21 protein-coding genes are annotated in these 22,345 nt (G+C 31.3%); 5 read left to right on the top strand and 16 right to left on the bottom strand.

The features are described from left to right. Nucleotides 1-9: 9 nt before the first annotated feature. The 9 genes from htpG to B5G32_RS00185 form a co-directional block, all read right to left on the bottom strand. Entirely contained in the window at nt 10-1,905 is a 1,896-nt protein-coding gene (htpG, locus tag B5G32_RS00225) for a molecular chaperone HtpG (protein WP_087935450.1), read from the bottom strand. Between the two features lie 202 nt (nt 1,906-2,107). Further along, entirely contained in the window at nt 2,108-3,520 is a 1,413-nt protein-coding gene (locus B5G32_RS00220) for a glycoside hydrolase family 1 protein (RefSeq protein ID WP_087242708.1), read from the bottom strand. 137 nt (nt 3,521-3,657) lie between these two features. Further along, nucleotides 3,658-4,779, bottom strand: coding sequence for a serine racemase VanT catalytic subunit (gene vanT, locus B5G32_RS00215; RefSeq protein ID WP_224762547.1), 1,122 nt, complete (start codon nt 4,777-4,779; stop codon nt 3,658-3,660). Then, on the bottom strand, nt 4,760-5,770 hold the full coding sequence (locus B5G32_RS00210) for an acyltransferase family protein (RefSeq protein ID WP_158093933.1): 1,011 nt from the start codon (nt 5,768-5,770) through the stop codon (nt 4,760-4,762). The genes vanT and B5G32_RS00210 overlap by 20 nt, the downstream gene beginning before the upstream one ends. Next, on the bottom strand, nt 5,767-6,513 hold the full coding sequence (locus B5G32_RS00205) for a D-alanyl-D-alanine carboxypeptidase family protein (protein WP_087935448.1): 747 nt from the start codon (nt 6,511-6,513) through the stop codon (nt 5,767-5,769). Before B5G32_RS00205 ends, B5G32_RS00210 begins: the two co-directional genes overlap by 4 nt. Then, nucleotides 6,491-7,549: a D-alanine--D-serine ligase VanG gene (gene vanG / locus B5G32_RS00200; protein WP_087935447.1), complete on the bottom strand. Its 1,059-nt coding sequence runs from the start codon at nt 7,547-7,549 to the stop codon at nt 6,491-6,493. The genes B5G32_RS00205 and vanG overlap by 23 nt, the downstream gene beginning before the upstream one ends. A gap of 128 nt (nt 7,550-7,677) precedes the next feature. Beyond that, the gene (locus B5G32_RS00195; RefSeq protein ID WP_204209546.1) at nt 7,678-8,760 is read right to left on the bottom strand and encodes a sensor histidine kinase; all 1,083 of its coding nucleotides are present in this window, start codon (nt 8,758-8,760) and stop codon (nt 7,678-7,680) included. Beyond that, nucleotides 8,750-9,445: a VanR-ABDEGLN family response regulator transcription factor gene (vanR, locus tag B5G32_RS00190; RefSeq protein WP_087297414.1), complete on the bottom strand. Its 696-nt coding sequence runs from the start codon at nt 9,443-9,445 to the stop codon at nt 8,750-8,752. The genes B5G32_RS00195 and vanR overlap by 11 nt, the downstream gene beginning before the upstream one ends. Before the next feature lie 9 nt (nt 9,446-9,454). Further along, nucleotides 9,455-10,141 (bottom strand): nitroreductase family protein, encoded by a 687-nt coding sequence (locus B5G32_RS00185; RefSeq protein WP_087935446.1) that lies wholly within the window; start codon nt 10,139-10,141, stop codon nt 9,455-9,457. Nucleotides 10,142-10,302: 161 nt separating this feature from the next. On the opposite strand from B5G32_RS00185, the gene B5G32_RS00180 reads away from it, so the two are divergent. Together B5G32_RS00180 and B5G32_RS00175 are read left to right on the top strand one after the other, a co-directional pair. Then, a complete protein-coding gene (locus B5G32_RS00180) occupies nt 10,303-11,187 on the top strand; it encodes a MurR/RpiR family transcriptional regulator (RefSeq protein ID WP_087242712.1) in 885 nt (294 codons plus the stop codon). An 80-nt stretch (nt 11,188-11,267) separates the two neighbouring features. Beyond that, on the top strand, nt 11,268-12,467 hold the full coding sequence (locus tag B5G32_RS00175; protein ID WP_087242714.1) for an MFS transporter: 1,200 nt from the start codon (nt 11,268-11,270) through the stop codon (nt 12,465-12,467). A gap of 21 nt (nt 12,468-12,488) precedes the next feature. Here the strand turns inward: B5G32_RS00175 and B5G32_RS00170 are convergent, their stop codons facing one another. Beyond that, complete coding sequence (locus B5G32_RS00170) at nt 12,489-13,028, bottom strand: phosphohydrolase (RefSeq protein WP_204209544.1); 540 nt, start codon at nt 13,026-13,028, stop codon at nt 12,489-12,491. Nucleotides 13,029-13,252: 224 nt separating this feature from the next. Beyond that, the gene (gene rbr, locus B5G32_RS00165; protein WP_087242718.1) at nt 13,253-13,906 is read right to left on the bottom strand and encodes a rubrerythrin; all 654 of its coding nucleotides are present in this window, start codon (nt 13,904-13,906) and stop codon (nt 13,253-13,255) included. 242 nt (nt 13,907-14,148) lie between these two features. Here rbr and B5G32_RS00160 point away from each other — a divergent pair, with 242 nt between their 5' ends. The 3 genes from B5G32_RS00160 to B5G32_RS00150 are packed head-to-tail and all read left to right on the top strand — an operon-like array spanning nt 14,149 to nt 16,727. After that, complete coding sequence (locus B5G32_RS00160; RefSeq protein ID WP_087242720.1) at nt 14,149-14,739, top strand: ECF transporter S component; 591 nt, start codon at nt 14,149-14,151, stop codon at nt 14,737-14,739. Between the two features lie 9 nt (nt 14,740-14,748). After that, a complete protein-coding gene (gene coaBC / locus B5G32_RS00155; protein WP_087935445.1) occupies nt 14,749-15,942 on the top strand; it encodes a bifunctional phosphopantothenoylcysteine decarboxylase/phosphopantothenate--cysteine ligase CoaBC in 1,194 nt (397 codons plus the stop codon). Beyond that, nucleotides 15,936-16,727: a type III pantothenate kinase gene (locus B5G32_RS00150; RefSeq protein WP_087242724.1), complete on the top strand. Its 792-nt coding sequence runs from the start codon at nt 15,936-15,938 to the stop codon at nt 16,725-16,727. Before coaBC ends, B5G32_RS00150 begins: the two co-directional genes overlap by 7 nt. On the opposite strand, the gene B5G32_RS00145 is transcribed toward B5G32_RS00150, so the two are convergent. From B5G32_RS00145 to B5G32_RS00125, 5 genes are read right to left on the bottom strand one after another with little or no spacing between them, the layout of a single operon-like run. Next, nucleotides 16,722-17,990 carry a patatin-like phospholipase family protein gene (locus tag B5G32_RS00145; RefSeq protein ID WP_087935444.1) on the bottom strand — a complete coding sequence of 423 codons (1,269 nt, stop codon included), beginning with the start codon at nt 17,988-17,990 and terminating at the stop codon, nt 16,722-16,724. The genes B5G32_RS00150 and B5G32_RS00145 overlap by 6 nt on opposite strands. Nucleotides 17,991-17,992: 2 nt before the next feature. Next, the gene (gene malQ, locus B5G32_RS00140; RefSeq protein ID WP_087935443.1) at nt 17,993-19,435 is read right to left on the bottom strand and encodes a 4-alpha-glucanotransferase; all 1,443 of its coding nucleotides are present in this window, start codon (nt 19,433-19,435) and stop codon (nt 17,993-17,995) included. Between the two features lie 10 nt (nt 19,436-19,445). After that, complete coding sequence (locus B5G32_RS00135; RefSeq protein WP_087297422.1) at nt 19,446-20,087, bottom strand: lactate utilization protein; 642 nt, start codon at nt 20,085-20,087, stop codon at nt 19,446-19,448. 11 nt (nt 20,088-20,098) lie between these two features. Next, nucleotides 20,099-22,111: a ferrous iron transport protein B gene (feoB, locus tag B5G32_RS00130; RefSeq protein WP_087297423.1), complete on the bottom strand. Its 2,013-nt coding sequence runs from the start codon at nt 22,109-22,111 to the stop codon at nt 20,099-20,101. Continuing rightward, nucleotides 22,101-22,334, bottom strand: coding sequence for a FeoA family protein (locus B5G32_RS00125; RefSeq protein ID WP_087242734.1), 234 nt, complete (start codon nt 22,332-22,334; stop codon nt 22,101-22,103). The genes feoB and B5G32_RS00125 overlap by 11 nt, the downstream gene beginning before the upstream one ends. Nucleotides 22,335-22,345 lie beyond the last annotated feature (11 nt).

Raw genomic sequence — 22,345 nt, 5'->3', positions numbered from 1 at the left:
TCCAATGACTTATTTATTTGCATCTACCATTAATTGACAAACCTTATTAGAAAATTCAACAGGATCATCAATACTAAATCCTTCAATTAATAAAGCCTGATCATATAACAATGATGCATAATCATTAATTTTATCTTTATCTTTTTCAAATAAAGATTGTAAAGCTGTAAAGATTGCATGATTTGGATTAATTTCTAAAATTCTTCCTGCTTTGATATTTTGTCCATCAGGCATTTGATTGAGAACTTTTTCCATTTCAAAAGAAACACCTTCGCTACTTACCAAACAAACAGGATGTGTTTTTAAACGTGAAGACACTTTGACATCTTGAACTTTATCTTTCAATGCATCTTTAAGAGTTGAGATTAAGTCTTTATTATCTTCACTGACTTTTTCTAACTCTTTCTTTTCTTCTTCACTATCAATATCTAAATCACCTTGATTGATATTTTTAAATGGTTTTTCTTTATAATCTCTTAACATCTGAATACAGAATTCATCTACATTATCAATCATATAAAGAATATCAAATCCTTTATCTTTAACCATTTCTACTGTTGGTAAATGATCAATCTTTTCATAGCTTTCGCCACTGGCAAAATAGATTTCTTTTTGACCATCTTTCATGTTTTCAACATATTCATTGAAAGTTATCATTTTCTTTTCATTGGCACTATAATATAACAATAAATCTTGTAATTTATCTTTTAACATACCATAGCTGTTATAAATACCGAATTTTAACTGTAATCCAAAGCTCTTAAAAAATTCTTCATATTTTTCACGATCATTCTTTAACATTTTTTCAAGTTCACTTTGAATACGTTTTTCAATTTTATCAGCGATGATTTTCAATTGACGATCATGTTGTAACATTTCACGAGAAATGTTTAATGATAAATCCTGTGAATCCACTAAACCTTTGACAAATCTGAAATGTTCAGGAACAAGTTCACTGGCTTTATCCATAATAAAGACACCACGAGAATAAAGTTGTAAACCTTTTTCATAATCTTGTGAATAATAGTTCATTGGTGGCTTAGAAGGAATAAATAATAATGAATCATAAGAAATTGTTCCTTCTACACTGTTATGCATAACACATAATGGATCGCTAAAATCATTAAATTTATCTTTATAGAATTCATTATAATCTTCTTCTGTGATTTCCTTTTTAGGTCTTTTCCATAAAGGAACCATTGAATTTAATGTCTTATTTTCAATGACTTGTTCATATTCATCACTATCTTCTTTTTTCTTAGAAGTTGTCATATCCATCTTAATTGGATAATGAACATAATCAGAATATTTCTTAACTAATCTTTGAATTTCATATTCATCTAAATATTGGTCATAATTTTCATCATCAGTGTTATCTTTTAAATATAAGTTAATTCTTGTTCCATGATTTGGATAATCAATTTCGTTGATTGTATATCCATCACTTGTATCAGATTCCCAGATATAAGCCTGATCTTCTCCATACTTTTTAGAAATCACTTCCACCTTATGAGCAACCATAAATGCTGAATAGAATCCAACACCAAATTGTCCAATAATGTCAACATCATCTTGTCCTTTTTCTAATGCCTGTTTAAATTCAAAAGAACCACTATTAGCAATTGTTCCTAAATGTTCTTCTAATTCATCTGCATTCATACCAATACCTTGATCAATAATAGATAACATACGATGATCTTTATTGATGACAATTTGAATAGATAAATCTTCTCTTGAAATACCATTTAAATTTTCAGTCAATGCTTTGTAATATAATTTATCTGAAGCATCACTGGCATTTGAAATCAATTCTCTTAAAAAAATCTCTTTATGTGTATAAATAGAGTTAATCATTAAATCTAATAATCTTTGCGACTCAGCTTTAAACTGTTTCTTTTCTGCCATATTTACATCTCCTTTTATTAGCACTCTATCTATTTTTGTGCTAATAGTATCTTACACCTATCCTTTAGCACTGTCAACCCAGATGTGCTAATTTTTCTTTTTTTATCCGTCTCATAAAAATAACTACATTGAATATTCTTTTTTAATATAATTTTTATCAAAAAAAAGAATGGTCAAGTCAACTTGCCATTCTTTGATTTTATTAATCTAAATCTTCACCATTAGATTTAAATGCTTTAGCAACCCAATAGAATGATTTTTTAGGAATACGTTTTAAATCTCTGATATCTTTGTTTGTTCTGTTAACATAAACAAATCCATAACGTTTATCCATATTACACATACTTGCTAAAATATCAATTGGTCCCCAAGTAATATATCCTAAACAAGGAACACCATCTTCAAACATTGCATTTTCCATTTCTTTAATATGATCTCTATGATAGTTGATACGATAATCATCTTCGATTGTTTTACCTGCTGCAAGCATTGCATCTACTTCTTCTTGAGTCATATCTTCACGCCATCCAATACCATTTTCAAGAACGAATACTGGTAAATCAGAACGTGTATGTAAATCATTTAATGTCCATCTAAATCCAATTGGGTCAATTTCCCATCCCCATTCATTAGCTTCACAATGAGGATTTTTGATCATATGTTCACCAACAACTTCATGATATGGTCTTTCTAAGTCAAATTCACCTTCAGTCACTGTATTAGAACGATAATAACTGAATGCAATATAATCAACAGTGTATTTTAATAATTCTTCATCGCCTTCTTCAAAATGAGGCATCCATCCTCTATTTTCAAGATAAGCTACCATATAATCTGGATATTTTCCTTTTGCAAAAACATCAACATGGAAACCATTCATATATTGATAAGCTTGCCATGCAAATAAGTTGTTTTTAGGTGTATTTGTGTATGGATAAATATTTGTAACAGCAGCCATACCACAGAATTTAGCATCTGGTTGTAATTCTCTTAATGCTTTAACAGCTTTACAATGTGCAATAAAGACATTATGGTTAACTTGATATAAATGTTTTGGTTCACTTACACCTTCAGGAATTTCTTCAGCATTAGAAACTCTTAACATTTGACCATGCAAATTTTGTTCATTGAAACTCATCCAATGTTTCACACGATCTCCAAATCTTTCAATACATACTCTTGCATATCTTTCAAAGCAATCTACAACATAACGAGATGCAAAACCATTATAATTTTTAACAAGATGGTAAGGCATATCAAAATGAACTAATGTAATCATTGGTTCAATACCAGCTGCCAATAACTTATCAATTAAATCACTATAGAACTTCACACCTTCTTCATTAACAGGTTCATCTAAAGTTCCATTAGGAATAATTCTTGACCAGCAAATAGAAAAACGATAGAAATTAAATCCCATTTCTTTCATTAATGCAATATCTTCATCATAACGATGATATTCATCAATCGCAACATTCCAATCTGAAAATTCAGGATTCATTGGTCTAACATCATAAATACAAACCCCTTTTCCTCCTTCATTTCTTGCTCCTTCAGTTTGGAATGATGATACAGAACCACCCCAATAAAAATCTTTTGGCATTTTCTTTTCCACTTATAAAGTCCTCCTTTTTCTCTTATATTCTCATTTTAAAAGATATTGACATATGAGTAAATATCTTTTCATAACTTTATAAATTAGTTTCATAATTATATAAAAAATGCATTGTCATATGAAACTTTGTTTCATAATTATTCGTATTTATATATTTTAGGCAGACGATATCCTATACGACTTAAAATTTCGTTAGAAATCGTATTTGTTTGCATTGCAATTGTTTCTACATTTTGACAAACCTGATTCTTACCTATAATAGTTACAACATCATTTTCCTGAATATTTTCAACATCTGTCACATCAATCATCATCTGATCCATGCAAATACGACCCACTATCGGTGCAAATTGTCCTCGAACAATCACTTTTCCACGATTAGATAAGGCTCTAGGTAATCCATCAGCATAACCAATAGGAACAGTGGCAATTTTCATGGGTTTTGATGTTATAAATGTTCTTCCATAACCAATAGAATCGCCTGATTGAATATCTCTGACTAAAATGATTTTTGATTTTAATGATAAAACAGGTTTTAAAGATAATTGACTTTGCTTAGGCAATGAAGAATCAACACCATATAATAAGATTCCCATTCGAACATAATCAAAACTATATGTTGAATAATTTAATAAACCATAACTGCTTAAAAGATGAACCTTTCCTATTGAATAATGCTCTTTTTTAAGATTTTGAATGAATGTCATGAATTCTTCAATTTGTTGATATGTATATTTTTGACTTTCCTTTGTCGTTTCATCACAGACACAAAGATGTGAAAAAAGACCTGTCACATGTAAATAATGAGATTGATAAATAGCTTTGACTTTTTTGATATCACTTTCTCCTAAACGGTGCATACCAGTATCAATAGCCACATGAACTTTCACATCTATTTTTTGCTTTTCTAAAAGCTTGGCATAATCTTCGCATATAACTGTCTGCGTCAAATCATAATCTCGTAATTCTTTAACATGACAAGGGTCGGTATATCCTAAAATCAAGATGTCACCCTTAATATGACTGTCTCTTAATTCAATGGCTTCTGCCAATGTCGCAACCGCAAAATGATGTATCCCCATTCGATTCAATTCTTTAGAAATACGAACAGCTCCATGTCCATAAGCATCCGCTTTGACAACAGCCATGAATTGTTCTGGACAAGAAAGCATTGTACAAATTTCTTTCACATTATGTCTTAAAGCTGATAAATCTATTTCTAACCAGCTTCTTTGACAATCAAACATGTTGTTTCTCATCAATATTCCCCTTTCTTTTTATAAGAACATTCATGATAAATCCAAAACAAAACGAAAATAAAACAACCATAAGAAATTGTATAAAATTATTCTCAATGAAAGCCATCTGTCCACTCCATTTACCTATCATTCTCACCACAACAATCATCCATGGATGTATGACATAGACCCATAATGATATATTTTTAAGACTGATATATCGACGACCTTGAAACGTTATTAAAAATGAAAATAATAAGTAGGAAACAACAGGTAAACTGAAATACATAGCATCATGTCTTAATGTATAAAAAGTATGTAAAATCAAAGATTCTCCTATCATCATACACAAACTCAGCAATAGTAAAATTATATGAAGATGATGCTTAAAATGATATTTCTGTCTCGCTATCTGAGCACCCAACATGATAAAGAGTGGCGCAAAGAAAAATCCATTTCGTGTATAATCCATATATTGAAATATGTATGTATAGAAATGATGAAAAATATCAATCTGACTGATCATACTCAAATAACCATCACCAAACACCCCTATAACATATAAACCTATAACTATAAACCATGCATAGTTAAAACAGTATTTGATTAACAATAAAACGATAATCAATCCAATGATGGTAGCTGGAAAATACCATAAATGATAAAATGGTCCATCAATAAATATATCTTTGATAATAGCTATCACAAGATGTTCCTGAGAAAAATAATGATTATAAATCATGAGTGGAATATAAATCACAATCGCAATTCCATACCATTTCAACAATGAAAAAATTGTCTTTTTTATATGTTCCTGTGTAGGATAGCCATCTTTAAAAAGAAAGAACGATGTCACCATAAAGAAAAATGGGACAGCCAACCTTCCAATGGTACGTGTGACAATCAATTCCATAGTTGGATTGATTTGTAAAAATGGATAAATATGAATAGCTATTACGAAAACAGCTGCAATGATTCGCCCTATATCAATACAAGGATAACCTTTTTTCATAAGCTTCTCCTCCATACTGTCACAATGAAACCATCCATGTTATTACCTGATACCTGATAAATATCATCATTTCGTAAAGCTATTGTTATCTGGTCTTTGATCATGGGTACATAAAAGATTTCAAATACTCTTTGTCCGACAACATAAACATAGGGATGATAAATGGAATAACATTTCAAAAAATCATGATATTCTTCTAAACAAAAGTGGTGATCGTTCATAATCAAGGAATGTGGAAATCCAACATAACGAAAATGCCATGCTTCACCACTGATTCCTGTCATCTTTTCTTTATCTTTTTGATATCTTTCTATAAAACCAAAATCACCACAAACATGACGAAACTTTTGACAAATGCCCTGTTCAGGAAAATCCGGACAAATCTCATCAATAACACCCTTATTAAGTGCCAAATCAATAGCCAAACCTGTTTCATGTTCACTATGATGAGCCTTTGCAACATATTTTTGTGTAAATTCCTGACCATGTTTTTTTAAAGATTCCTGATAAAGCTGTTTTTGTTCTAAAGCAGAGCGATAAGCACTGGCCACAATGATTTCATCTTGAATATGAAGATGATTTAAACATTGGTGAAGAAGTCTAGAAGCATCCATTTGTATTTGATGGACTGTATCTTGAAAGAAGCAAAGATTGATATGAGAAAAGGAAAATGGATAATGTTGATTGACAAGGATTAGTGAGCCCTGATGAATATCTTTTTTATAAAGTGTTTTGATTTGCATGCTGAATCCCCATTTCAATCAATTGTGTTAATAATGTCTGAAAAGATAAACCGTTTTTTTCCATCATCATAGGATATCGACTATGGGCTGTAAATCCTGGTATTGTATTGACTTCATTAAAAACAATATGATGATCCGGTGTCAAAAACATATCCACTCTTGCAAATATTTGGCATCCTAAAATGCGATAAATTTCTTTAGCCGTTTCTTGAATTTGAAACTCTAAAGAAGATGAAATACGTGCTGGAACATGAATTTGAGATGTTTTGAGTGTATATTTTTCTTGAAAGTTAAAGAAACCTGAGGACAATTCAATTTCATCAACACGTCCTGTTTTTAAAGTCTTGCATCCCATAACAGCACATCCTACTTCAAAGCCTTTGACTTCCTCTTCTATTAAAACACAATCATCATATTGGAACGCTTCAAAAACAGCCTGATCAAGATGATCAAAACTTTCTAAACGACACATACCTAGTGATGATCCAGATTTCACAGGTTTCACATAAACAGGTAACTGTAAACCCATGATATCTGGTTTCTTATTTGGATAATCCTGTTGATGCTGTAAATAAACACAGCTAGGCACTTCAATGCCATGTGCTTTCACTAATTCATGTGCACGATATTTATCCATACACAAAGCCGATGACAATACATCACATCCAACAAGTGGAATACCAGTGATTTGAATTAGTCCCTGTACACTTCCATCTTCTCCATTTTTACCATGTAAAATAGGAAAAATCGCATCGACTTTCACTTCTTCAACTTTTTGATTGCGTATTTCTAGTAAACATTTTTGATGCGGATTTAATGATATAGTAACAGGATTTAAATATTCATGATCCCACTTATCATCTTTAATCAAAGAGATATCCCCTTCAAAATGTTTCCACTCTCCTTTTTGATTAATACCAATCATGTAAACTTCAAACTTATGTAAATCAAGATGAGATAAAACAGAATAAGCTGACTCTAATGAAACACTATATTCTGTCGATTTCCCACCAAAAAGAATTGCCACTTTTTTCATCTTATTTCCCTCCATTAAAAAAAGCATTTTTATTTTGACAACTTCAGTTTATCAAAATAACAAATGCTCTTTTTTAATATTTCAATATAATCTTCTTATCATTCTATTAATAAAATCTTACAATTTTCTTACAATAAAGGGATCAAGACTTTAAAAATGATTTTTTCATCATAGCTTTCCACCTGAATCTGACCATGATGCTGTTCAATAATCGCTTTAGAAATAGAAAGTCCTAAACCTGCACCACCCGTATGAGAAGCACGTGAACTATCCAGTCGATAAAATTGTTCAAAGATATGATCAAGCTTTGCTTGAGGAATTGTATTTCCCTGATTTTCAAAAGTAAACTCATAACCTTTTTCACTTTGCAAAAGAGTTATATGAATGACTGTATTTTCAAAGCTATAATTCACTGCATTTTTTAAAAGGTTATCAAAAACTCTTTGCATTTTTTGAACATCACATTTCATTTCCAGTAAACGTGGAGCATCCAGTTCACATTGTAAGTTCTTATCCTTGAACATGGGTTTAAATTCATATATCAATTGTTCTAATAATCTCACGATATCAATACGCGAAAGCTCTAAAGCCTGTTGTGTCAGATTGAAACGTGTAATTTCAAAAAATTCATTAATTAAATCTTCTAATCTTTCTGCCTTATCCAAAGCAATCTCAACATAATGATCATGGGATTGTTGAGGAATATCTTTTTCATCTTTTAAAATTGTTAAATAACCAATCATAGAAGTTAAAGGCGTTTTTAAATCGTGGGCCAAATAAACAATCAAATCATTTTTCTTCTGTTCAGCCATTTTGGCAGCCTGTTCATTGAGTTCAATATCTGCTTTTGTCTGATTTAATAAATCATTGACATCTCTTAATTCATCATGTTCCAAATGAATCAGATGTAAATGACGATCATTAATATTTTGAACACCTTGAATCACATCTTCTAAATAAGCATAGGGTTTCCTTAATTCAAAAAAGACAATTACCAGATAACCAATAATTAATAAGATGGGCAAGAAAATAACAAGTCCATCCTGAATAAACAATAGAAAACGATACAAAGGATCTGATGCATACCATGTGATTTGTGACGCTAAATTCCAGGCAATCAAAATAATGACAAACAAAACACAGGTATAAATAATGGCGAATCCAATAATTCGTAACATTGCTTTTTTTAATAACTCATTTTTACTTTTCAATTTGATACCCCACTCCCCAAACCGTTTTAATAAATTTAGGTTTTTTTGTTGACTCCTTGAGTTTTTCTCTTAATCTGGCAATATGTGCCATGACTGTATTATTGTTATCAATGTATTTTTCTTTCCATACTGCTTCAAACAATTCTTCACTCGATACAACTTTGCCCTGCTTTGAACATAAATACCATAAAATTTCAAATTCAATAGGTGTCAAATCCAATAATTCATTATATAAATAACACTTATGTGTTTCTTTATTAATAACCAGCCCTCTAATATCATATTCTAAAATGTCTTGAGGCTGTGTCGTTGCATTATATCTTTTATAACGTCTCAGTTGTGTTTTCACTCGAGCCACAACTTCTAAAGGATTAAATGGTTTTGTAATATAGTCATCCGCACCTAATGTTAACCCCATAATTTTATCCATGTCTTCTACTTTAGCCGTTAACATAATAATTGGGAAAAAATAATGTTCTCTAATTTTCTGACAGATTTGAAAACCATCAATATCAGGTAACATCACATCTAAAACAGCGATATCAATTTCTTCTTTTTCAATGCACCTGATCGCATCCTGTCCATTATAAAATTTATAAACTTCAAACCCTTCATTACATAAATAAAATTCCAAAAGATCTGCAATTTCTTTTTCATCATCTACAACTAATATTTTATCTGCCATTTTAATCACCTATCTTTGATCATCTTCATTGTCCCATTGAAAATGATTTTTTCCTGCACCTATTTCAAAATGATATTTCACAATACCTAAATCTAATTTTGTATAAAAACCTATTCCTCTTTTCACTTTCACTTTTCCATTTTCAAAAGCAAACTTAAATTTCTGTTGATTCATAGCAGTTGGGGCCAATAATGCATAACGAACGCCTTCATAAAACCATTGTGGAAGATTTTCCTCTGTTTCTATAACATCTTTCATATCTTTGCTTCGTCTAGCCACTCCTTGATTTTCACCATAACCAATTGAAATCACAGCCACTATTTTCTCATCAGAATCAAGATGAAGCACTTCTGGAATTTTTTTATAAGTTAAAGCAACCCAACATGTATTTAAACCAAGATGTTGTGCTAATAAAACAAGATGCTCTCCATAATAGCCACATTTTTCCTGTAAATCAGGACTATTCTTCTTACCTATTAAAGCAATATAATGTTGAACACCCTTAAACTTACCATAATGAGCCAGCTGACTTTGAAAAGCACGCGGTTCATTGAGAATCAACTGAATGTTCAAATCACCCTCCTGATTACATTTTTCAATTTGTTTTTCTAATATTTGTGTTTTTTCATCATCAATGGGTTTATCTAAATATTGACGAACACTATGTCGTTTTTCTACTGCTTCTTTGATATCCATTATGAATCTCCTTTCATCCATTCATCAATACTGATTCTATTCTAACACAAAGCATCATAAAATACTTCAAAAATATAACAAACATCATTTTTCATAATAAGAGTAAAAATCATCACTTCTATGAAACAAAGTTTCATGGTATACTAGGATTGGTGATAAAAATGAGTATAATGACACAATTAGAATTTGAACTGGAATTCTCTCAATCAGAAAAACAAATTGCAAAATACATTTTAAATCATGGTGAAGAAGTTTTAAGTATGTCAGTCAAAGAACTGGCAAAAGAAACATATACTTCTCCTGCGACCATTGTCAGACTCTGTAAAAAAATAGGTTTAGAAGGTTATAATGATTTTAAAATCAAATATTCTGCTGAATTACAATATGATTTACATCATACGGATCGTATTGATGTCAATTTTCCTTTTTCTAAAGATGACAGTTATCCTATGATTTGTCATAAGTTATCTTCTCTTTATCAGGAAGTCATTGCAGATACAATTAAACTTATTGATTTTACTGAATTAAATAAGATTGTTGATTTATTATATCCCCATCAGCATATTGATATTTATGGTTCTGGTAATTCCTTATTAGCAGCTATGAGTTTTCAACATAAGATGATGCGTATTTCCAGAGATGTCAATTTAAGAATTTTACATGGTGAACAGGTCTTTATGTCCTATAATTCCAATTCCTCACGTATTGCGATGATTATTTCTTATTCAGGAGAAACCAATGAAAATATTCAGATTGCTCAAACCTTAAAAGAAAACAATACACCCATCATTGTTTTAACATCGGTTGGTGATAATCGTTTATCTCATTATGCAGATTATATTTTAAATATTGGTTCTAGAGAAAAGATTTTTACGAAAATAGCTCCTTTTGCTTCACAGATTTCTATTGAATATCTCTTTAATGTCATTTTCTCTTGTATTTTTCAAAAAGACTATGAACAGAATATTCAAAATAAAATTAGTTATGATAAAAAGAATGATTTTCGTCATCCCTTATCTAGTCCAGTGAGTGATGAAATAAAGTAATTTCATAATATGAAAAAAAGCTTGTTTCAATACTTTTTTTGTTATGATTGAAAAAAACAAAAGTTATGGAGGGTGAATCAATGAAATCTTTACAAATGAAATATAATGGATTACAAATTCTTTTCTGGTTATCCTATTTAGCTATTTATGGTTATGTGGCTATATTTTTACAATATCGTGGTTTATCCAATACGGATATTGGGATAGTGACAGGTGGTGGAGCTATTTTGTCCATCTTTTTATCTCCATTTATCTCATCCCTTTTATCACGCATCAAAGGTTTATCTATTAACAAACTGATTTTCACCCTATACCTGATCATGATTGTCATCTTTACTGTCTTAACAATCATCACTTCACCTATTTTTCTCATTATGATTTTATATGTTTTCCTATTAAGTCTGATTGCTGCAATGGTTCCTCTATTTTCTACAATATGTATGAATTACTTAAAAGATGGTCAATATATCAATTTTGGTTTAGCTAGAGGACTAGGCTCTATCTCTTATGCTGCGGGAGCTATTATTGTTGGTCAGCTGATTGATTTTTTTAATCCAACAGTCATTGCATTTGTCTATGCAATTGCCAGCATCGCTTTATTAATTCTTCTTTATACAATGCCACCCTATCAAATTCAAGAAGAAACAACGACAAAAAACCAGGAAAATATATTCTCTGTTATTAAAAAATATCGTATATTTTTCTTCATTCTCGTAGCTTTTACATTCATGTATGCTGCTTCAACAGCCTTATCAACTTATTTAATTAATATTGTTAAAAATCTTGGTGGAAACACTTCATTATATGGAATTGCTGTCTTTTGTATGGCTGCCAGTGAAATGCCAATTATGTCCATCACTTATCGTTTATTAAAAAAATACCGTTCTGAAACATTACTTTTAGCGAGTGCTTTCTTCTATGTTTTGCGTAATCTGACAATCTGTTTAGCACCTCATTTGATTGTCTTATTAATAGGTATGATGTTCCAGGGATTATCTTTTGGACTCTTTACTGCAACCATCACTTATTATGTCAATGATCATCTTGATGAAAGTGATCAAATGATGGGACAAACAATGATTGCGATGATGTCAACAGGATTAGGATCATCAATAGGAAATATCTTTGGTGGTATATTACAAGATAGTTTAGGTTTAAATAGTATGCTTATCTTTGTATGTGGATTGACTTTGATTGGATGCTTCATTATGTTTATGACATTGAAAAATAAAGTTGGTTTAGGACATCGTCCTTTAATCAAATCAACAAAAAACAGCTAATGATTTGATTTCATTAGCTGTTTATTTTATATTTGATAATCTTTCAAATAATTCTAAGAATTCTTTTTCAACATCATGGTGATGTCTTTCTGCAAAACATGGTTGACTTTTTAATAAACAAGATGGCTTTGGTTGCTGCTCCATCAATGTATATAGTTCATAAGCTAACATATCATCATCTATCCTTTTGATTTTTAAAAGGTCTTCGTCTTTTAATTCTGAAAGTTCATACTTTTCAAAAATAACTTTCATCCATTGACTTTCAATATCCTCATAAAGCTTTAAATGCTGTTTAAGTGGTCTGATAATATCTGATATATAAGCTTCACTGGCATCATGTAATAAACAGGCCAGTGATAGACGAGAATCCTGATATCGAAGAAATGCTTCTTGAGCACAGTTAAGACTATGTTGTGCTACAGAATAAAACATTTTTAAATGACCGCCACCACGACATAATAAGCTTAATGCATGCGCAATGTCTTTGATATCTATATCATCTTTTGTAAATGCAAGAGGATTAATTTTTTTACCTGTATATGTATGCATATATGGATTCATAAAAACACCTCTAAAAAGACTGGCATTTGTCTTCCCTTAACAACAAAATCTTCTTTGAAAAGCAAACCATCATCAAAATAATTGTTAACAAATTGATTTTTTAACATATCACTTTCACCTTCTTTAAAAACCATTGCTTTACGTATCCTATTATATATGACATAGTTTGAAGTCGCAATAGAAACAAAAAGTGATGAGAAATTCTCATCACTTACCAGATTAGATTAATAATTTTCAGTCATTCTTTCGAAATATGCTTTTGGATAACCACATGTTGGACATCTTTCAGGAGCTTCTTCTCCTTCATAAATGAAACCACATTGTCTACATTTCCATCCTTTTGGAGCATCTCCTTTGAATGTTTTTCCTTCTTTATAATTTTTTAATAATCTTAAATAGCGTGCTTCATGTGATCTTTCAACTTTACCGACATTTTCAAACTTAATAGCTAATTCTTCAAAACCTTCTTCTCTTGCTTCTTGAGCCATACGTTTGTACATATCAGTCCATTCTTCATTTTCTCCAGCAGCAGCATCTTCTAAGTTTTGATCAGTTGAACCAATACCATGGAATTCCGCAAACCACATTTTTGCATGTTGTTTTTCCTGGTTAGCTGTTTCTTCAAAAATCGCAGCAATTTGTTCTAAACCTTCTTTTCTTGCCATTTCAGCAAAATAAGTATATTTATTTCTTGCTTGAGATTCACCTGCAAAAGCTTCCATTAAATTCTTTTCAGTTTTTGTTCCAGCATATTTAGATTTCTTTTCTTCTTCAACTTTTTCAAATTGACTTGCTGGAGCTTTACAGATTGGACATTGTTCTGGAGCTGTTTCTCCTTCATGAACATATCCACAAATTTTACAAATCCATTTTGACATTTTCTTTTTCCTCCTTGTTCATCTATCTTCATTATACACCTTAAAAATAATAAAGCAAGAACTTTTTTAATAATAGTAATTATTATTAATAATATTATACATTGCTTTTAAGAAGATAACCATGTATAATGTGAAATGAAAAAAGAATATCGTCAGTAGTGACTTTTATCAAGCACTAACTTTTCTTTTTTAAACTTATGAAAACGTCGTATTCTATGATAGAAATGACAGTGGAGGTACAAATGAATAAACAAAAAACTAAGAATCTTGCATTCATGTCGCTTTTTATTGCCATTGAAATTTTAATGGTTATGGTTCCTTTTCTAGGTTTTATTCCTATTGGTCCATTACGTGCCACAACTTTGCATATTCCTGTTATTATTGCAGGGATTGTCTTAGGGAAAAATAAAGGTGCTCAAGTTGGTCTGGTTTTTGGCTTATCAAGTCTATTTATAAATACAATTCAGCCAACCATTACATCTTTTGTTTTCTCACCATTTATAAGTGGTTCATTTTGGAGTTTAGTGATTGCGATCATTCCTAGGGTCTGTATTGGATATGTTGCTGGAATGATTTATGAAAAATGGAAAAAACATCCTATATTAGCAATGAGTCTAGGTTCTTTTTTAGGTGCAATGACAAATACAATTCTTGTATTGGGTGGTATTTATCTTTTCTTTGGAAATCAATATGCTTCAGCTTTAGGCATGACATTTTCAAAATTGATGCCCTATCTTCTCACAATCATTGCGACAACTGGTTTATTAGAAGCTATTGTTGGAACAATTATTTCTGTTATTGTTTCACGTATTTTAATTCAAATTAAGAAATAAGGTGAAAAAATGTCAAAAAAAATAATTATTGGTATTACAGGAAGTGTTGCGGCTTTTAAAAGCATACAGCTCATTAGTGATTTAGTGAAACAGGGATATCAGATTGAAGTCATGATGAGTGAAAGTGCTACACGTTTTGTGACTCCTGTTTGTATTCAGTCGCTGACAAAACGTAAAGTCTATGTGGATACATTTGATGATGAAAATCCAGCTATCATTACTCACGTAGATATTGTCAAAGATGCTGACTTATTTATGGTTGTCCCTGCCAGTGCTCATACGATTGCAAAACTGGCATATGGTATGGCTGATAATATGCTAACAAGTGCTTTTTTAGCTGCCACATGTCCAAAACTCATTGCGCCTGCAATGAATGTTCATATGTATGAAAATCCTATCACACAAAAGAACATGCAGTTATTAAAAGAAACAGGTGTTGTTTTTGTAGAACCTATCTCAGGATTATTAGCCTGTGGTGATACAGGAAATGGAAAACTGGCAGATGAAGACACTTTATTAGAAATGATTGATTATATGTTAGCACCAAAAACACTTTCAGGTAAAAACATATTAATCAGTGCTGGACCTACACAAGAAAGTCTGGATCCTGTTCGTTTTATTACCAATCACTCAAGTGGTAAAATGGGCTATGCGCTTGCGAAAGCTGCTTTCCAATTAGGGGCCAATGTCACGCTTGTCAGTGGACCTACGCATCTCAAAAAGCCACATGGAGTCAATGTTATTGATGTGATCAGTGCAAACGATATGTATCATCAAATCATTCAGTGTGTTAAAGAATATGATTATATGATTATGTCTGCTGCTGTGGGTGACTATGCCTGCAATGAAATAGCTGATGAGAAAATCAAAAAGCATACTAATACACTCACATTGGAACTTCATAAAAACAAAGATATATTATTAGAAATTGGGAAAAGACGTTTAGCATCTCAAGTGATCTGTGGTTTTGCGATGGAAACAAGTCATCTTATTGAAAATGCTCAAATGAAGCTACAAAAGAAAAACTGCGATATGATTGTGGCTAATCATTTAAAAACAGATGGCGCAGGTTTTCAGGGAGATACCAATGTCGTCAGTATTTTAACACAGCAAGATGTCACAGATTATCAAAAGATGTCTAAACAGGAGTTAGCTTACATTATCTTAAATCAAATGAAAAAGCTGGAGGAAGAAAAATGTTAATTGTTATTGATATTGGAAATACAAATATTACAATGGGAATCTATCATCAAGATCAGTTAATTGGAACTTATCGTTTAACAACAAAATTCCAAAGAACATCTGATGAATATGGATTTATGTTATTATCTTTTTTGAGCGCTTCTTCAATATCTGCTGATGATATTCAAGATATTATTATTAGTAGTGTTGTACCAAAAATCAACTATTCATTTACTAACTGTATCAAAAAATATTTACATAAAAATCCTATCTTTATTGGCCCAGGTGTCAAAACTGGTATTGATATTCGTATTGATAATCCTTCAACTTTAGGTGCTGACCGTCTGGTTGATGCCGCTGGTGCTTATTATACTTATGGTGGTCCTTGCCTCGTTATTGATTTTGGGACTGCTACAACTTATGATGTTGTGAGTGAAAAAGGAGAGTTTTTAGGTGGAGCAACTGCTCCAGGAATAGGCATTTGTGCAAATGCGTTGTCTTCTCAGGCAGCCAAACTTCCTGAAATTGAAATTCAAAAACCTGAACGAGTGATTGCTAAAAATACTATCAAAAGTATGCAGGCTGGGGTCTTCTTTGGATATATTGGACAAACGGAATATTTGATTAAACAAATCAAAAAAGAATATCAGCAAGATATGAAAGTCATTTCAACTGGTGGTTTAGGAAGAATGATTGCTAAAGAAACAGATTTCATTGATATTTATGATGCTGATCTTACATTTAAAGGTCTTAAAATCATTTATGATAAAACAAAAAAGAATTTATATGAAAAACAAGGTTTATAATGAACCTTGTTTTTCTTCTATATATATCATTTTAATCAATTGAGCTATAACATATTGTTTATCAAATAATGTCATCAATCTTTCATTTCCAATTTTATCATGTTCAGGATAAAGCAGAAAATGTAGAATGATGCCTACAATTCCTTTATTATTCATATGTTTAAGAATGTGCAAATCACCATTTAATAAAACAGAAAAATCTTTTTGCAGATATTCTTGAAAATCTTGCAGTAAATCATGAACGAATATATCAAACTGATAAACATAACTCTCATCACGTCCTAAAATTTCACAGATCCAATCGAGTAAAATATATAAATAATCTTCTTTTTGTAAAGGCTCTTGGAAATGTGCCTCTAGAAACTGCTGATAAAGATGATCTTGACTACTACTTTTTGTATATTGACGTATATATCTTTCTGTCAATAAAATATTTTGATAAGTTTTTTCAAATAAGACAGTTTGAAATGGTAAAAATGTATATTTATGACCAACATACTTGTTCATTGCTTTTTGACCCTGCTGATATCCTAAACGTAGTGAACGTTGAATAGATTCTTTAGAAAAATCCATAAATCCACTGAGTTCAACAGTTGGATACGTATAATGAATATGAGGACGATGCAAATAATGGGAATGCTTAACAGGATAACTCATATCAATGACTAATACTTCATCTGCTCCCATAGCTAAAGCTAAATCAATGGGAACATTATCATAATACCCTCCATCAATATACGCCTGATCTTGAAAGCGATGAATAGGAAACAATGGAAAACAAGAGGCACTGGCTAATAAATAATCATAAATATGTTGACGTGGCATTTCTTCTTTTGTTATATACAAGGGTTTGAGTGATGGAAATTGTACTGTACATAATCCAAAATCAATTGATGATTGAAGAAGTTTATCTTCATTTAATAACTGGCGTATCAAATGTTTTAAAGGTGTAATATCAGCACCTTTTTCTTTCATATAATTCTTAAAAAATGAAATAACCAGATGTGATTGATCAAGCATATGATCAAAATCAAAACTCAAATCTGGTAAGCCCCCTTCAAAAACATCTTTTTCTTCAATATTTTCCCATAAATGCAAGAGAACATCTATATCCTTTTGCGCTAACAAACAGGCATTTAAAGCTCCTATAGATGTTCCCGTTACTATCTGATAATCCATTTGCGCTTCATGAATAGCTTTTATAAACCCAGCTTCATAAGCACCCTTGGCTCCTCCTCCAGCGAAAACAATTGCTTTTTTCAAAATTAATCTCCCCTTTTGCTCTCTTTTATCATATGAGAGAACTGTTCTAAATAGACATCAAATTCCTGAAAATCTGTTAAATGATATTCCCAGTTAGGAGAACCAATTTTCCCTGGTACATTAAAGCGACAAAATGTATCTTTGCCCATCAAATCCCAAAATGGAATAATAACTTCTTTGGCATCTAAATCTAAACAATAATTTAAGATTTTCTGATACATATGTTGTTGTGAATAATCTTGTAATAGTTCTTCTAATTTTTTATATTCATCTTCATCTAAAGTATTGAGCCATCCAACTAAAGTATCATTATCATGTGTTCCACTATAAACAACAACATTTGAAAAATCAAAATCATAGGCATAATGGAACTGAAAAACATACATACCTTTTAAATGATAATGATCTCTCAACTGATAAACTTCATCTCTTAAATCACCCAAATCTTCAGCTAAAATAGATAAATGATCAATTGATGAATACAGAGTATCAAATAAATCATAACTTGGTCCTTCAACCCACTCTCCGATAACAGCAGTCGGTTCACTCGCTGGAATTTTCCAATACGTATCAAATCCCCTGAAATGATCAATTCTGACACGATCATACATTTGTTGACTCGCTTTCATACGCTCAACCCAAAAAGCATAATGGTGTTGTTTTAAATATTCCCAATTATAAATAGGATTTCCCCAACGTTGTCCAAATTTACTAAAATAATCAGGAGGTACACCTGCTACAAATGAAGGTGTCCCATCTTCTTCTAATAAAAAGCATTCTCTGTTTTGCCAAACATCCGCCGAATCTAATCCTACATAAATAGGCATATCTCCAATAATTTCAATATTTTTTTTGTGCGCATAATCTCTGAGTTGTTGCCACTGTAAGAAAAAGAAATACTGTAAGAAAATTTGATAATCAATATCCTTAGTAAACGGCAATAATGAAAAAGATTGATCATGTTGATAATTTTTATATTCTTCTGGCCATTCAACCCATGAACGTTCATGATGATGTGATTTAAAAACTCTAAAAATAGCATATGAATAAAGCCATGACTTATTTTTTTCAACAAATTCCTGATATTGCTGATCACCGTGAAAACGTGAAAATGCCAAACGATAATATGCTTGTTTTTGTTTTCTTACCTTTGCATAATCTACATATAAACTCTGTTGATTATCAATGTGAACTTCATCAGGATATAATAACCCTGCTTCAATAAAAGCTTCGATATCTAAATAAATTTCATCACCAGCATGACTTGATAAAGGCTGATATGGGGAATGACCATATCCTAATGGATTTAATGGCAGTATCTGCCAAATTTCAAGATGTGCTGCGGCTATTTTATCAATAAATTGATATGCATTTTGACCAAAATCTCCTACTCCATATACACTAGGCAATGCTGAAATAGGAAATAATATACCTGTTTTTTTCATAACTCTTCACCTAATAACCTATATTTTCCTCAATAATAATGACATGAATACGATTTTTTTGTCCCTGATAAGCAAGTTTAACGTAACTGCTGCAAATACGTTCGTCACTTAAACAATCCTGACATTGTCCTAACTTTGTACAAGGTGTATGCTTATGCAATCGTAAAGCATTAGCTGGTGCACTATATTGACGTATATGTTCAATCGCTTCCTGTTCATTCGCACAGATTTTATTTATTCCAGCAATAACATAAACATCTTTAGGACCAAAAATCATTGCTGCTACACGATTCCCTGTACCATCTATATTATATAAACATCCATCCATTGTCAAAGCATTAGTTCCTGTAATAAATATATCTGCCAATAGCCCTTCTCTTAAACGTTCTTTCACTTGTTCTTGAGATAATCCCATTTCATAACGATCTATAAACTGTACATCGCTTTCCCTTATCAAATCAATAATTCCTAATTGTGATAATGTGACACTTCCTCCTACAGCAACTTTCTTTTGATCCTTTAAAACAGTTCTTAAATATTGTTTTAATTCATTTTCATCCTTGACAATCATACATGACATCTGATTTTTTTCAAAAGCCTTTATTAACTGATTTTCTTTCATACGTAATAATGTTTGATAATTTTCTTCCATTTTTTATCCTCCTATAATAGCAATTGTCCTAACTGATAGATAACAAACGCAACCAGATATGCCATTCCGGTTTGAAACATGACTGTTAAAATTGCCTGAGGCCATGAACGTAATTCACGTTTTGTTGCAGCAAAAGCAGCAACACAAGGCATATATAAAACGGTAAAAACTAAAAATGTAAAAGAACTTAATGGTGTGAAAATGCCAATTAATGCTTGATTTAAAGCTGCTGTTGAAGAAGATTGTGTTAAAACAGTTAAAGTAGAAACAACTGACTCTTTTGCAGTAATACCTGTCATTAAAGCTGTTGAAGCACGCCAATCATTAAAACCAAGTGGTGCAAAAATAGGTGATACAAATGAACCGATTGCAGCTAAAATACTTTGCGAACTGTCTGTGACAAAATCAAAAGTAAAACTAAAACTTTGTAAAAACCATATCACAATAGAAGCCATAAAAATGATAGTAAAGGCTTTATGGATAAAATCCTTTGCTTTATCTAAAACATTTAAATAGACATTTTTTAAAGTTGGAATACGATAAGCTGGAAGCTCCAATACAAATGGAACAGGTTCACCAATAAATATCGTATTTTTCAATAATAAAGCAGAAATAATAGCGACTAAAATTCCAATACAGTAAATGCTTATCATGACTATTGCTGCTTTATGAGGAAAGAAAGCCGCAATAATCATTCCATAAATAGGCAGTTTCGCACTACAAGACATAAATGGCGTTAAAATAATTGTCATCTTACGATCTCGATCACTGGATAAGGTACGTGTTGCCATAATAGCTGGGACACTGCATCCAAAACCAATTAACATAGGTACAAAAGAACGTCCTGATAATCCTATTTTTCTCAACGCCTTATCCATGACAAATGCAACACGTGCCATATAACCGCTATCTTCCAGCATTGATAAAAAGAAAAACAAAATCACAATCACTGGTAGAAATGATAATACGCTTCCAACACCTGCCAAAATACCATCTCCAACTAAAGAACGTAACCAAAAAGCAACATCATATTGTTCTAGAAGGCGAATGATCATATTTGAAAATTCTCCAATAATAGAATCCATTAAATCTTGTAATGGTGCTCCAATAAGTGAAAATGTCAAATAAAAGATCAACAACATAATAAGAATAAAAATAGGAATTCCTAAATATTTATGTGTCAATAAACGATCAATTTTCTCAGAACGAATTTGTTCTTTTGTTTCACTTTCTATAAAAACAGTTTGCTTACATACATCTTCAATAAAAGAATAACGCATATCAACAAGTGCTGCCTCACGGTCTGTTCCTGCTTCTTCTTCCATCTTCTGTAAAATATGCTCAATAATATGACGATCTCCCTGATCAATATGCAATTGATCAAACATCTCATCATCACCTTCGATAATCTTTGTCACACAATAACGTAAAGGCAACTGTAAAGATTGTGCACTCTGTTCAACGATATGTGATATAGAATGAATAGCTTTATGCACAACACCATGACAAATATCAATATGTTGTGATGGCTTATCTAAATTATTTTCAATAGCCGTTATAACATCTTCAATACCTTCATTTTTACTTGCTGAAATAGGAACAATATCCATTTCTAAACGTTCCTTTAAGCCATCAATATCAATGCTATTACCACTCGTAATCACTTCATCCATCATATTTAAAACCAGAATCATAGGAATATTTAATTCTAATAATTGAGTTGTTAAATAAAGATTTCGTTCCATATTCGTTGCATCAATAATGTTAATAATTAAACATGGTTTTTCTTCCAATAAATAACGAATAGAAACGATTTCTTCAGCTGTATAAGGTGATAATGAATAAATACCAGGTAAATCTATTAATTCTAATTCATCTTTATGTTTTTTTATGAATCCTGTTTTTTGTTCAACAGTAACGCCAGGAAAATTCCCAACATGCTGAGAAGAACCAGTCAAAGCATTAAATAATGTTGTCTTCCCACAATTTTGATTACCAATTAAAGCAATTTTTTTACTCATCATCAACCACCCTCACTTCAATCAAGGCAGCATCCTCTTTCCTCAAAGTCAAAACATAGCTTCTTAAATAAACTTCTATTGGATCCCCCATAGGTGCCACTTTCCTGATTTTCACTAATGTATGGGGTGTTAAACCCATTTCTAATAAGCGTCTTCTCAAAAGTCCTTTACCATTAACAGATACAATCTGTACCAATGTTTGAGGACTCATCTGATCTAATGTCATACCCTCACCTC

The sequence above is a fragment of the Massilimicrobiota sp. An80 genome, assembly GCF_002159255.1.
Classification (GTDB): domain Bacteria; phylum Bacillota_I; class Bacilli_A; order Erysipelotrichales; family Coprobacillaceae; genus Allocoprobacillus; species Allocoprobacillus merdigallinarum.
The sequence above is the reverse complement of the archived record's forward strand: the minus strand, read 5'-3'. Positions and strand labels throughout refer to the sequence as shown.